Origin of the sequence: Clostridium sp. FP1, from assembly GCF_011065975.2 — a bacterium.
GTDB classification, from domain to species: domain Bacteria; phylum Bacillota; class Clostridia; order Clostridiales; family Clostridiaceae; genus Clostridium_AD; species Clostridium_AD tagluense.
Map to the genome: position 1 here is coordinate 2,656,757 of NZ_JAAMNJ020000001.1, position 12,427 is coordinate 2,669,183.

The 12,427-nt window shown below is 31.6% G+C and carries 18 protein-coding genes; all 18 read left to right on the forward strand.

Features of this window, described 5'->3' with window-relative positions; genetic code table 11:
• The first annotated feature begins 18 nt into the window (after positions 1 to 18).
• Positions 19 to 231, forward strand: a complete 213-nt coding sequence (locus G9F70_RS12690; RefSeq protein ID WP_164947837.1) for a hypothetical protein — start codon at positions 19 to 21, stop codon at positions 229 to 231.
• Between the two features lie 844 nt (positions 232 to 1,075).
• Positions 1,076 to 1,582 (forward strand): DUF2500 family protein, encoded by a 507-nt coding sequence (locus G9F70_RS12695; RefSeq protein ID WP_164947838.1) that lies wholly within the window; start codon positions 1,076 to 1,078, stop codon positions 1,580 to 1,582.
• 411 nt (positions 1,583 to 1,993) lie between these two features.
• Positions 1,994 to 2,866, forward strand: coding sequence for a carbon-nitrogen hydrolase family protein (locus G9F70_RS12700; RefSeq protein WP_263484314.1), 873 nt, complete (start codon positions 1,994 to 1,996; stop codon positions 2,864 to 2,866).
• A 245-nt stretch (positions 2,867 to 3,111) separates the two neighbouring features.
• Positions 3,112 to 3,738 carry an HD domain-containing protein gene (locus G9F70_RS12705; protein WP_164947839.1) on the forward strand — a complete coding sequence of 209 codons (627 nt, stop codon included), beginning with the start codon at positions 3,112 to 3,114 and terminating at the stop codon, positions 3,736 to 3,738.
• 752 nt (positions 3,739 to 4,490) lie between these two features.
• Positions 4,491 to 4,751 carry a TfoX/Sxy family protein gene (locus G9F70_RS12710; protein WP_164947840.1) on the forward strand — a complete coding sequence of 87 codons (261 nt, stop codon included), beginning with the start codon at positions 4,491 to 4,493 and terminating at the stop codon, positions 4,749 to 4,751.
• A 27-nt stretch (positions 4,752 to 4,778) separates the two neighbouring features.
• Entirely contained in the window at positions 4,779 to 5,063 is a 285-nt protein-coding gene (locus G9F70_RS12715) for a hypothetical protein (RefSeq protein WP_224617551.1), read from the forward strand.
• Positions 5,064 to 5,114: 51 nt separating this feature from the next.
• Entirely contained in the window at positions 5,115 to 5,285 is a 171-nt protein-coding gene (locus tag G9F70_RS12720; protein ID WP_224617552.1) for a hypothetical protein, read from the forward strand.
• A gap of 83 nt (positions 5,286 to 5,368) precedes the next feature.
• Positions 5,369 to 5,872, forward strand: a complete 504-nt coding sequence (locus tag G9F70_RS12725; RefSeq protein WP_164947841.1) for a kinase — start codon at positions 5,369 to 5,371, stop codon at positions 5,870 to 5,872.
• A gap of 87 nt (positions 5,873 to 5,959) precedes the next feature.
• A complete protein-coding gene (locus G9F70_RS12730) occupies positions 5,960 to 6,118 on the forward strand; it encodes a hypothetical protein (protein ID WP_411956002.1) in 159 nt (52 codons plus the stop codon).
• Positions 6,119 to 6,400: 282 nt separating this feature from the next.
• Positions 6,401 to 6,943 (forward strand): chloramphenicol phosphotransferase CPT family protein, encoded by a 543-nt coding sequence (locus G9F70_RS12735; protein WP_164947842.1) that lies wholly within the window; start codon positions 6,401 to 6,403, stop codon positions 6,941 to 6,943.
• The gene (locus tag G9F70_RS12740) at positions 6,934 to 7,116 is read left to right on the forward strand and encodes a hypothetical protein (RefSeq protein ID WP_164947843.1); all 183 of its coding nucleotides are present in this window, start codon (positions 6,934 to 6,936) and stop codon (positions 7,114 to 7,116) included. The genes G9F70_RS12735 and G9F70_RS12740 overlap by 10 nt, the downstream gene beginning before the upstream one ends.
• Positions 7,117 to 7,361: 245 nt before the next feature.
• The gene (gene tnpA / locus G9F70_RS12745) at positions 7,362 to 7,688 is read left to right on the forward strand and encodes an IS66 family insertion sequence element accessory protein TnpA (RefSeq protein ID WP_164948085.1); all 327 of its coding nucleotides are present in this window, start codon (positions 7,362 to 7,364) and stop codon (positions 7,686 to 7,688) included.
• Positions 7,682 to 8,032 carry an IS66 family insertion sequence element accessory protein TnpB gene (gene tnpB / locus G9F70_RS12750; protein ID WP_164948086.1) on the forward strand — a complete coding sequence of 117 codons (351 nt, stop codon included), beginning with the start codon at positions 7,682 to 7,684 and terminating at the stop codon, positions 8,030 to 8,032. The genes tnpA and tnpB overlap by 7 nt, the downstream gene beginning before the upstream one ends.
• An 88-nt stretch (positions 8,033 to 8,120) precedes the next feature.
• Positions 8,121 to 9,749, forward strand: a complete 1,629-nt coding sequence (tnpC, locus tag G9F70_RS12755; RefSeq protein WP_164948087.1) for an IS66 family transposase — start codon at positions 8,121 to 8,123, stop codon at positions 9,747 to 9,749.
• Positions 9,750 to 9,906: 157 nt separating this feature from the next.
• Complete coding sequence (locus G9F70_RS12760; RefSeq protein WP_164948061.1) at positions 9,907 to 10,440, forward strand: GNAT family N-acetyltransferase; 534 nt, start codon at positions 9,907 to 9,909, stop codon at positions 10,438 to 10,440.
• A gap of 207 nt (positions 10,441 to 10,647) precedes the next feature.
• Positions 10,648 to 10,791, forward strand: a complete 144-nt coding sequence (locus tag G9F70_RS12765) for a hypothetical protein (RefSeq protein ID WP_164948060.1) — start codon at positions 10,648 to 10,650, stop codon at positions 10,789 to 10,791.
• Positions 10,792 to 10,846: 55 nt separating this feature from the next.
• Positions 10,847 to 11,155 (forward strand): DUF2268 domain-containing putative Zn-dependent protease, encoded by a 309-nt coding sequence (locus G9F70_RS12770; RefSeq protein ID WP_164948059.1) that lies wholly within the window; start codon positions 10,847 to 10,849, stop codon positions 11,153 to 11,155.
• 467 nt (positions 11,156 to 11,622) lie between these two features.
• Positions 11,623 to 12,291, forward strand: a complete 669-nt coding sequence (locus G9F70_RS12775; protein WP_164948058.1) for a class I SAM-dependent methyltransferase — start codon at positions 11,623 to 11,625, stop codon at positions 12,289 to 12,291.
• The last annotated feature ends 136 nt before the right edge of the window (positions 12,292 to 12,427 follow it).

Sequence of the window (12,427 nt, forward strand, 5' to 3'; positions counted from 1 at the left end):
ATATAGAAAGAAGGTATTGTGATGATTGTAAATATATCAAAACATGAAAATGAATTAGCTGTATCATTCGATTATTCACAAGAAAGAATAGCTAAAGTTAAAAGTATAAAAGGGCATAAATGGAATTCAAATGATAAAACATGGAATATACCATTTACAGAAGATAATTTTGCAATGCTCAAAGGATTATTTGAAAATGAACAAAAAAATATTGATGTTGAAAATAATTGACGAAATAAAGAGCTATATAAACTTATGGAAGAAGAAATAAAATTCAAAGGATATACTTTTAAAACAAAAAAACTTATATGCCACATAAGATTTTCAAGTTTTACAAATAAAAACTTGGATGAAATAGTAAATTAAGCTATAAGATTTTTGTGCAATGAGGTATTAAGACAAAATAAGATTTTAGAATTAATGTCTAGACCAAAGAATGCTTATTCATGTTGTACAAGGAAAAGGTAAAAAAGATCGTTACACAGTTTTATCAGAAATTGCACTGGATCAACTTAGAAAATATTATAAGCTATATAAGCCTGAAACATTTCTGTTCCCAGGGCTGGAAATTTCATAGAAACAATGTTAATTTATGGACAAGCAGATGCATTCGCAAAAATCCTTAACCCAACATTAAATCCTACATGGATTTCTCATATATCAAAAGAACAAGAAAATGCTATCCGCAAATTGGCGTTAAAAATATGATTGAAATGAGTTCAGAAGAAATTTTCGCTATGATTGATTACTATTTATAATAACGAATAGTTTGATTAAATGGAATTAATACCAGAATATAGAGAGTTGCCACTTCCTATAACAAAAAACTCCCGTTCGTTTTGGCATTAATAGACTGCCAAAACACATTCACTCGCCAAGCGCGGTCGCGCTAGGGCTCAAGAACATCAGGAGTTATCGACGTTATACGTAATTCAGAACAAAAAATAATTGCTGATAGGTTATTGGATTTGGCCTGATTGAGACTTAGTTATAAAATATTGTGCATTAACTATTAAAATTATAAGTAAGAACAATAGTCTTTCTTAAAAAGTGATATCCTTGGGAGGAAAATTAAGTGAAAAACAGAATAAAACGTATATTTTTGTCAAGGGTAGTGGTAATAACCTCAATTTTATACAGTATAACAATATTGGTATACTTTGTATTTTTTTATGAAAAATTTGTGAATATTTATGGAGAGTATACTGAATTGCTCAAGTCTATGTATTATGACGAGCAAGTGAACCTTTCCATAGAGTCTTTTGCAGTTTGTTTAGTTGTTGCAATATTTATAGCATTAATATATGAAGAGATAGTATTGTATACTAAGCCTATTATTTCTGTTAATACTAGATTAAAGTCAAAAGAATCTGTTTTTCATAGTTGTAAAAACAATATGGGATTTTCGTCTGTTGTTTATGATTATACTTTAACTTTTGAAGCGGATAATGGGGTCGAACTAAGTTTTATTGTTACACCTAAACATTATATGATAATACTTGAAGGGAATAAGGGGATTTTGAATTATAAACAGGGAATATCAAATAGCTTTATATCTTTTCATATTACAGCAATAGAATAGTATTCTCATTTCATGTAGCAAAAACCAAATAATCCTCTAAAATACTTTACTACTCCTTATTTCTATCGCAGTTTTACGTCATCTTTTTCGTATAATATTCATCAATCGTAAATTTGTTATATTAGAAATAACTGGAGTAGTTTTTGCTCAAAGTGTATTGACTAAAACGACCTATAACAAAATGTTGCCATCTGCCTTGGCTGGTGGACTATTTTTATATAGTAGTGTGTAATATATGAGTAATAATCTATATATAGACTAGTTGTTTTCCCATCGACAAGGCAGATTCTCCAGCCCAAGTGCGGTTGCACTAAGGCTAGAAAACGTCGGCAACAAGAAACGTTAGGCGCCATCTTTACTAGAATATCATTAATTTCGGAGGTGTGTTTTATTGGCATTTTAAAAGTCGCATTGTTACAATTAATTCAAAATAGTGATTCAAAAGAGAATTTGAAAAAAGGATATGAATATTGTAGATTAGCAAAGAAAATGGGGGCTGATATTGCGTTATTCCCTGAAATGTGGAATAACGGATATTCCCTTCCTGAAACAATAGAAGAGGTCGAAAAGTGGAAAGAAGCAGCAATAGATCAAAATCACGAGTTTTTTACAAGCTTTAAAAATCTAGCAAGAGAACTTAACATGGCAATTGGGATAACCTATTTAGAGAGATGGAAAGGGTTACCTAGAAATACAATTTCTTTAATTGATAGGTTTGGTAATTCTTCACTTACATATGCGAAAGTACATACTTGCGATTTTTCCTCAGAAGCATTTTGCACACCTGGTGATAATTTTTACACTTGTGATTTGGATACTTCTGTTGGCAGTGTAAAAATTGGCGCGATGATATGTTATGATCGAGAATTTCCTGAAAGTGCAAGAATTTTAATGCTTAAAGGTGCTGAAGTAATCCTAATTCCTAATGCTTGTGAAATTGATGAAAATAGGAAGTGCCAGTTAAGAACAAGAGCTTATGAAAACATGGTAGGTGTCGCATTAACCAATTATGCTAAAGGCACTTGTAATGGACACTCTATGGCTTTTGATGTTGTTTCATTTCGCGAAATAATAAAAGGAAAAAAATGGATTTCAAGAAATACGCTGATTGTTGAGGCAGGGGAAGAAGAAGGAATATTTATGGCATGCTTTAACATCGACGAGCTAAGAGAATATAGGAAAAGTGAAGTTTGGGGGAATGCTTACCGTAAACCAAAAGCATATTCATTATTGATTTCTGAGGAAGTTGGTGAACCATTTAAGAGAAAAAATGCCAAACGCTAAAAAAAAGACGGCGCCTAACAAAATGTTGCCGCTCGCCTTGGCTAGAGAGTACCTTTATAAGGTATCGTTATATAATTAAGTATGTTTCAAACCAGGAAAAACATAAACCAACGCCAAGGCACATTTCTTCACCAAGCCCGTCGGGCTAAGGTTCAGGAACGTCGGCAACACGAAACGTTATATGCCATTCCTAAATTAGTTACTTAGTACTTATTAATAAATGTTATTAAAGGAGATGCACAATTATGATAAATCATTTGGGACAAGGTGTGCCAAGCCTAGAGGAGGCAAAATTACTATTACTAGAAGGACAAAAATTAAATCCTGGTCCTTGGATTGAGCATTCAATGAATGCAGGAAGAGCAGCAGAGTTGATAGCAAAAAATTGTAAAGGGTTAAACCCAGATGTTGCTTTAGTACTAGGAATGCTGCATGACATTGGTGTAAGATTTGGGGTTTCATATATGAAGCATATTTTACACGGCTATAATTTTGCTATGGAAAAGGGGTATTATAAACTAGCAAAAGTTTGTTTAACTCATTCATTTGAATGCCAAGATATAAGAACTTGTTTTGGAAGATGGGATTATTGTAGCGATGAAGAATACAGTTTTATTAAAAATTACATTGAGTCTACAGAATATAATGATTATGATAGATTGATACAATTATGTGATGCACTAGCATTACCAAGCGGGTTTTGCTTAATGGAAAAGAGAATGGTTGATGTAGCATTAAGGCATGGGATACATGGGCATATTATTAATAAATGGAGAGCAACTTTCAAAAACAAACAATATTTTGAAGAGAGGATGGGAAAATCAATATATAGTGTATTACCAGGTGTTATAGAAAACACTTTTGATTTATAAATGTGTATTCCTATTAAGCAAAGAAAGTATAAGATAAAATGTGAAATTCACAGACCGTGCATATATCAGAATTTTCAATTTAGAGGTAAGCGAAAATTTAATTTAGACGGAACGGCATATAACAAAATGTTGCCGTTCGCCTTGGCTGGAGAGTCCTTTGAGTAAAGACAAGCTATACATGCAAGTGCATATTTCAAACTTATAAAATCATAAACCATAGCCAAGGCACATTCCTTCACCAAGCGCATCGCGTTAAGGTTCAGGAACGTCGGCCAGAGCTGAAGCATGAATTTTGAAATATAGTAAATTCAATGGCTATATGGTTTTCAGATAAAAACTTTTTCGCAAACACTCTAAAATATACAAATTTTACGCGTTGACTCCCTTTAATATAATTCCATTTAAGGTTTGTTGTTGGAAATTAATATTCCATAATCATGAAATATATTGCATCTATTAACTTAAATAGTATCTATATGTATTATGGATTTATGTGCAATCCTTTATTATATCATAATAAGTACTACATGTGTTGGTTAAAGTAGGCTTTGCCAAAAAAATCTATAAAATTAAGTGAATTTTTCATACTTCAGCTCTGAACGTCGGCAACACGAAACGTTAGCAGAAAGAATGTTTTATCGGAAGTTTATGTTCCGTTACTAAAAAAGAGAATAGTGAGCATCTGTATAAAAATGCGACTTATGAACGATGTAAACAACTCAATAAATAGGAATTTGAAAGGAAATTTCATTATGGGAGAATTTTCAAAATTACCTAATATCGGAAAAGAAGTTGAAAGTCAGTTGAATAAAGCAGGTATATTTACTCATGATGAATTAAAAGATATTGGTGCAGAACAAGCGTGGCTGAAAATACAAGAAATTGATGCTTCTGCATGTATTCATAGACTGTTAGCACTGGAAGGTGCAATTCATGGTGTTAAGAAAACAGCGTTGCCACAGGAACGTAAAGCAGAACTAAAAAATTTTTATAATTGGCATAAAGGTAAATAGTAAATTTGTATAAAGAGGAGTATAAGTATGTACGTAAAAAAATTGGATGAAAATGATGAATTATTTTTGAAACAAAGAAGAGAAAAAATAAAAAGATTCCAAGAAAAAGGAGTATGCTTTTCATGTCAAAACTTTATTACGGGTAATATATTTCCAGATGATGGCTTAATTATTTATGAGGATGAATTGGTGCGATGTCAATTTGAAAAATTTCCAAGAGCAACGGGACAAACAATTACAGTTTCAAAGGAACATTATGAAGATATTTCTGAAATGCCACTTGATTTAGGTGTACAGATATTAAAAATATAAAATGTTACTATAAAATTACATAAAGAGATTTTAGGTGCACAAAAAGTATATATGTGTACTATATGTGATGGTAAAAGAAATCATTTGCATTTTCAGTTTTTCCCAAGGTTAAAGGGAGAAAAAATAGGTTATCAAAATTTTGTGAGAGAAGAAGTAATCCTAATGGCTTATCAAGAAACAGCAGCTATATATAGAAAAACTTTAAAAAATATCAAGTTATAAGCTATTATTTATACTAAATAAATTCCAACTTAAGGTTGAGTAATATAAATAGTAATTATTCAATTCAGAAGGGAACATATCAGATGGATGGAGTGGCAAAATTAATAATACTAAGAGGTAATTCTGGAAGTGGTAAGACTACTACAGGCAAGGCTTTACAAAGAAAATTTGGACATGGGACAATGCTAATTTCACAAGATGTCGTTAGAAGAGAAATGCTATTTGTGAAAGATGGAACTAATCCAGAAGCAAGTCAGTTATTATCGGAACTTGCAATATACGGAAAAAGCCATTGCAATATAGTAATTTTGGAAGGCATTTTAAATTCAAAGTGGTATAAAAAATTATTTGAAAATTTACTAAATAAATTTAACAACCAAATTTTTGCATATTACTTTGATATACCTTTTGAAGAAACTTTAAATCGTCATAAACAAAAGCCTAAAGCACATGAATTTGGAGAAAAGGAAATGAGAGAATGGTGGAATGAAAAAGATTTATTAGATATCATTCCTGAAATATGCCTGCATAAAGAATTAAGTTTAAATGAAATAGTGGATATAATATATCAAGATATTATAAAGTAAGTAATAAATTCCAAATTTGAAGAGGTGTTAAAATGAGAAGAGTGTCATAAGGGGCTATTAAAAAAAATAAAACCTTATGGATTTACTTTGTTTATTAAGAAATATGGAATTGAAGGGTTCCTTGATTGTTTAGAGAGAAACGAAAAAAAGGGAATTATATATCATAGAGAAGGAATAAATGGAGATTATGATGATTTTGATAATGTTGAGGATTTAATATCTTTTATTAAATCTGGAATTCGATAAATTCCAATTTGTTGAGTTGAAGTAACGTAATTTTAGCTTCAGTTATGTCGTATCCTTCGTATATTGGGATGCAATAGTAGGAATTGAGGAAATTAAAACTATCGAAAAAATAATCGTAAAAATATTCCATCTGCTAACAAAACACATTCTTTCGCCAAGCGCGGTCGCGCTAGGCGAAAGAACGTTGGGAGTTAGGAAAGTTATATGCTACTCCTACCTGAAATAAAATAAGCGTAGAATGATCTTTCTATTGAAAAATATAAATTAACGGGAGGAAAGGAAATGAATAGGGGGAAAATTATTTTTTTAAATGGAGTTTCAAGTGCAGGAAAGGGAACATTGTCAAATGAATTAGTTAAATTATTACCAGATTATTTCCACATGAGTATAGATGATTTTGATATTTTTATAGATAGAATGGAAGATAGAAAAAATAATCACTTAATACCTGTTGAAACAGGGTACTTTTTTCATCGTACAATTGCAATGTTTTCAGATAAAGGTGTTAATCTTATAGTTGATCATATTTTGCATGACAATTTTACTAAAGATGATTGCTTTCAAGTTTTATCAAATTATCCAGTTTTATTTGTCGGTGTGCATTGCTCTATAGAAGAATTGGAACGACGAGAAAAAGCCAGAGGTGATAGAACCATAGGACAGGCAAAGCAACAATTAGAATATGTACATAAGGACGAAATATATGATATAGAAATCAATACTTATTTTGAAAATACTGAAGAGTGTTCAAAGAAAGTTATTGAAGCATTGAATAATATTAACCATCCTACTGGTTGGTTATGTACGAGTAAAAAATGCAATTAAATAAGTATATAGCATTAAAAGAGAAAATTTTTTACTGTAATGATAATTTTAGTAGAAATTCAGTTTTTAGATTAGTTACAAATCAAAAATTTAGTGGCTACGGAACAGCATATAACAAAATGTTGCCATTCGCCTTGGCCGAAGAATCCTTTGAGAAGGGACAAACTATATAGGCAAGTGTATGTTTCGACCAAGAAAATCAAAATATACCGCCAAAGCACATTCCTTCACCAAGCCCGTCGGGCTAAGATTCAGGAACGCCTGACATTTCAGGTTTACCTGAAATTATCTTACGCAGTTAATGATTTTTAGCTATTTAAATATAACGAATAAGTGTAAGCGTAAAAGAATTGACGCCTAGATAGTTAAAGTTACCTTTGCTAAAATTACAGATAGTAAGAATAGGAGGTTATCTGTAATGGCAAAAAAAAATAATGATATAACCTGGAGAGGATTTTTAGAAAAGTTTTCTTCTTATGAAGGGACTGTAACCAGCTTTTGTAAAGAAAATAATATTAGCAAGAGTCAGTTCTACTATTATAAAAATAAATTTAAACAATCAAATAAGCCAACATTTCATGCTATAGCAATTAATAATGAAAAATCCAACCCCAAAGCAGTAAACAAAAGTGTAAAAGGATGTAGTGATATAAGAATCGAGATCGGTAAAATTAATATATTTATACCTGCAAATGAACTAGAACTATTATCAAATATACTTAAGGAACTAAGTAAATCATGCTAAATATTGATAAGGTTAACACTGTATATTTAGCTTGCGGCGTAACAGATTTAAGAAGAAGCATAGATGGATTATCAATGGTAGTACAAACAGACTTAAAATTAGACCCCTTTGAAAAAGCATTATTTGTGTTTTGCAATAAACAAATGAATAAGCTTAAAATACTACATTTTGATAATGGATTTTGGTTATATTATTATAGATTAGAAAAAAGTAGGTTTAAATGGCCAATGACAAAGGCGGAAGCCTTAAAAGTAAATATAGAAGAACTAGGTTGGCTACTAAAAGGTTATGAGGTAAGAACAACCTCAAAATTCAAGCCGATTAAGGAAAAAAACTACTATTAAAACCACATAAAAAAACCTCTTGACCCTTGATAAATCAAGGGTTTTCTGCTATAATATAAGTATAAAAACTTTAGAAGAGGTAATTGAAATGAATGACTTAAATATTGAAGAACAATTAGATTATAAAACAAAAAACATAATTTCTAAGATGGAAAAAGAGATAGAATTAAAGGATAAAGAAATTAGAGAGCTTAAAAATGAACTTTCATTTTTAAAAAATCAAGTTCTTAATAAGAATAAAAAAATATTCGGTAAGTCTAGCGAGCAGATGGATAGCAACCAAATATCTCTTTTTGACGAAGCAGAAAAGTTTTGTGATTCAAAAGTGGCGGAGCCAACCATTGAAGAAATAACATATAAGAGAAAAAAGGCCTCTTCTTATGTAGGAAAGAAAGATAATCTAGCTAATTTGGAAAGAGTAATTATCGAGCATAAATTGGACGAGGATAAGGCTAATTGCGATAAGTGCAATGGGCAATTTGTTGTTATAGGATCAAAATCAAAAGAAATTCTAAAATATAAACCAGCAGAGCTATATATAGAGGAACATGTAACCTATAGCTACGCTTGTAAATCCTGTGAAGAAGCTGAAGGTAAAGCAAATATAATTACTACAAAAGCGCCTAACAGCTTGCTATATAAAAGTATGGCATCTAACGAATTAATAAGCCATGTAATAAATCTTAAATATCAATATGCGCTACCGCTTTATAGACAGGAAACGTATTTTGATATGCTTGGTGCAAATCTTTCTAGGCAAACATTGTCCAATTGGATAATCGGTGCTGCAAAAGAGTTTGAACCTGTCTACGACATGATGAAGGAAGAACTATTAAAAAGCCATTATATCCAGGCTGATGAAACCACTGTAGTAGTTGTGGACTCTAAAGGAGAAGATTCCAAGGCTAAAAAATATATGTGGTTATACAAAACTGGTGAATATAAAGATCCAATTATTTTGTATGACTATCAAAAGACAAGATCAAGCTCCTGCCCTAAAGGATTTTTAAAGGGATTTTCTGGGATAATCCAAACAGATGGCTACGCCGGCTATAATTCTGTAGAGAATGTAAAAAGGCTGTACTGTTTGGCTCATATTAGGAGAAAATACTTTGATATAGTTACAAAGCTAGATAAAGAAGCCCTAAAAAATTCTCGAGCAGTTATAGGGTTTAATTTTTGCGAGCAACTTTATAAAATCGAAAAAGATTTAAGAGAGAACTATGCTGGTGAAGATGATTACTACGAAAAGCGCTATGAAACAAGACTTGAAAAATCAACACCAATTATTGAAGAATTTATAAAGTATGTGGATATAGAAATAAATAGTGCATTGCCAAGAAGTCCATTGGGCGCAGCCTTAGAATATAGCCGAAAGCTATTACCGAGCTTCAGAATTTTTTTAACTGATGGATCCTTAGAAATCGATAATAATGCATCCGAAAGATCAATAAAACCTTTCGTTATTGGTAGAAAAAACTGGCTTATGTGTAATACTCCTAAGGGAGCAAGAGCAAGTGCAACAATATATAGCGTAGTAGAAACGGCTAAGGCAAATGGGTTAGTGGTAGAAAAGTATTTAGTGTATTTAATGGATGTGTTGTGTAATTTAGAAAACAAGGATAACAATACGCTATTAAAATACATGCCTTGGTCCAAGGAATTACCTGAAACCGTAAAACTTCAAAATAGGAATCTTCATGGCAAAAAAGATTAAAATAAAATCCAGTAGAAAAGCACTTGCTGCTTACTACTGGATTTAGTTTATCAAAGAATTTCCTGAAAATACATACGGAGAATTTTTGACGCTTACGAATAAGTGACATTGGTTTTTATTATATAATTAATACTAATAATTAATTGGAGGGATTAAAATGTTATTTAATGATATAAAAACAGAAAGATTAGTTCTTAAAAATATAGCCATTGACGATAGAGATTTTATATTCAGTCAGTTTTCAGATGATGTAGTGAATAGATACCTATTTGATGCGGAGCCAGTAACTGATATGGAAGGTGCAGATGAAATCATTACATTTTATATACAGCCTGAATCACGATTGCAACACCGTTGGATTATCCTGCGGAAATCAGATGGCATGAAAATGGGAACATGTGGGTTTCATTGCTGGAATCAGAAAGATTGTAAGGTCGAAGTCGGTTATGACCTCAAAGAAGAATTCTGGGGAAATGGTTATATGCAAGAAGCAATGAAAGAAATCATCGCAATCGCTATGGACTCTATGCACATAAAGGAGATAAATGCATGTATTTATATTGAAAATCAAAGGTCAATCCGTCTTGCAGAAAACCTTGGTTTTGTTTTATCTGGTTCAAGGTATGAATTGTTTAGAGAGAAGGAATACTTGCATAATAGCTACTCGCTTTATATTCCCAAATTAATATAATCTATGGTTGATGTTAAGTTGCATAATTCATATATAGGTAATTAAATCATGAATGGATTAGTGTGTTTTGCACGTTATCGGAAATGGCAATGCTGGGGCAGTTCTTTGGAGCCTCCATATTTTGTTTTAGTAATATTCAAACTTACTGACTATGACATCATGCTTTTAACTGCGGACTAATAACAATCATATTAAAAGGAGAATGAAATGAAATTAGACATAATAGCGGTTTACGAAAATTTGGATGGCTACATTTTGGAGATGGAAAAAAAAAATGTAAATTGTGAAATGTTATGGGATAAATATGCCATTCAGCCTTACTGGGAGAAAATTAGTCATTGGGCAGTCTGATTGAAAACCAAAACCAATAAAGGATATATGTAAATTGAAACAGCAGATCAAATTAATGAAAAAAATAAATCTTAATGAGATTAAGGGTAAATTTATGCAAGTAGTGGATGCACTTCATAATTATGATGATGATCCTATCGTAATTGCAATCTATCCATTAGATGATGAAAATTGTATTGTTAAAGAACGGCAAAATGGTGTGGGGGGAGTTAATGTATTTGGTAATGTTTTAATAAATGTTAATCCTTTTGTTCAGGATTATATAGAATGGATTCCATATGTATTTGCTCATGAATATCATCATACTGTGTGGGGAATTACTGGCATGTGGTTCATGGAGGAGGGGGGACTGGAAGTTTCATAGAATCAATGTTAATTGATGGACAAGCAGATGCATTCGCAAAACTCCTTAACCCAACATTAAATCCTACATGGATTTCTCATATATCAAAAGAGCAAGAAAATGCTATCCGCAAATTGGCGTTAAAAATATGATTGAAATGAGTTCAGAAGAAATTTTCGCTATGAGTGATTACTGTTTATAATAACGAATAGTTGATTAAATGGGATTAATACCAGAATATAGAGAGTTGCCACTTCCTATAACAAAAAACTCCCGTTCGTTTTGGCATTAATAGACTGCCAAAACACATTCACTCGCCAAGCGCAGTCGCGCTAGGGCTCAATAAGGTCAGGAGTTAGCGACGTTATACGTAATTTTAGATAAGCAGAGTGACAGCTTAAAAATTTTTATAGTTGATTTTAGTAAATTTAATAGCTAATTTTTATGTAATAACTTGATTTTTTTATTAGAGAATGGAGGTTCAATTAATGGCAACATGGAATGAATTGTTTCTAAATGAAGAATTTATATCAGCATTACCACAGCCAGAAGTATATAAATTTATAAAAATTCTTGAGGGCATATTTACTGATAGAGCATTAACAATATGGGATTGTTGTTGTGGTGCTGGAAGGCATACTGTATTAATATCACAAATGGGACATAATGCATATGGCAGTGATATCTCTGAGAATGGAATTATTTATACTCAGAAATGGCTTGAAAAAAATGAACTAATGGCAAATCTTAAGGTAGCAGATATGACCGATAACCCATTTACAGGATTTAATTTTCATGGTGCTGTTTCTTGGGATGCTCTACACCATAACACCATTAGTAATATTAATAAGGCTGTAGACATTGTATATGAAAACCTTTGTGTTGATGGTATGTTCATGGTATCATTGCTTTCCACAAAATCAGGTAGGGCAGACCTTAGGGGAAAAGAAATAGAAAAAAACACTTTTGTTAGGGAAGACGGTCCTGAAGCAGGAGTTCCACACCACTATTTTGATGAACAAGGAATAAGAGACTTATTTAGAAAATGGAAAATTGTCAGTCTTGTAGATATTGCTACTACTTATATAGAAGAAAATATTCATCATTCAATTAATCCATTTCCATACACTAAATGGAATATTATTGTTCAAAAGTAGTACGTCTAAAACTATAAGCAGTTACATAAAATTTTTGTGTTGGTTAAGACGTAATATTAGTATAAATATAGGGAGAACAGACTCAGCTCAGAGTGTAGTGGCTAAAACTACGTCGCAAATACGAGACGTTATACGG

Excerpts from the sequence above, each read along its gene's own strand:
- G9F70_RS12770 (WP_164948059.1), top strand. The coding sequence starts at position 10,847 with ATGAAAAAAATAAATCTTAATGAGATTAAGGGTAAATTTATGCAAGTA.
- G9F70_RS12740 (WP_164947843.1), top strand. The coding sequence starts at position 6,934 with ATGCAATTAAATAAGTATATAGCATTAAAAGAGAAAATTTTTTACTGT.
- tnpC (WP_164948087.1), top strand. The coding sequence starts at position 8,121 with ATGAATGACTTAAATATTGAAGAACAATTAGATTATAAAACAAAAAAC.
- G9F70_RS12715 (WP_224617551.1), top strand. The coding sequence starts at position 4,779 with ATGTACGTAAAAAAATTGGATGAAAATGATGAATTATTTTTGAAACAA.
- G9F70_RS12765 (WP_164948060.1), top strand. The coding sequence starts at position 10,648 with ATGAAATTAGACATAATAGCGGTTTACGAAAATTTGGATGGCTACATT.
- G9F70_RS12705 (WP_164947839.1), top strand. The coding sequence starts at position 3,112 with ATGATAAATCATTTGGGACAAGGTGTGCCAAGCCTAGAGGAGGCAAAA.
- G9F70_RS12760 (WP_164948061.1), top strand. The coding sequence starts at position 9,907 with ATGTTATTTAATGATATAAAAACAGAAAGATTAGTTCTTAAAAATATA.
- G9F70_RS12725 (WP_164947841.1), top strand. The coding sequence starts at position 5,369 with ATGGATGGAGTGGCAAAATTAATAATACTAAGAGGTAATTCTGGAAGT.
- tnpB (WP_164948086.1), top strand. The coding sequence starts at position 7,682 with ATGCTAAATATTGATAAGGTTAACACTGTATATTTAGCTTGCGGCGTA.
- G9F70_RS12710 (WP_164947840.1), top strand. The coding sequence starts at position 4,491 with ATGGGAGAATTTTCAAAATTACCTAATATCGGAAAAGAAGTTGAAAGT.
- G9F70_RS12720 (WP_224617552.1), top strand. The coding sequence starts at position 5,115 with ATGTGTACTATATGTGATGGTAAAAGAAATCATTTGCATTTTCAGTTT.
- G9F70_RS12735 (WP_164947842.1), top strand. The coding sequence starts at position 6,401 with ATGAATAGGGGGAAAATTATTTTTTTAAATGGAGTTTCAAGTGCAGGA.
- G9F70_RS12775 (WP_164948058.1), top strand. The coding sequence starts at position 11,623 with ATGGCAACATGGAATGAATTGTTTCTAAATGAAGAATTTATATCAGCA.
- tnpA (WP_164948085.1), top strand. The coding sequence starts at position 7,362 with ATGGCAAAAAAAAATAATGATATAACCTGGAGAGGATTTTTAGAAAAG.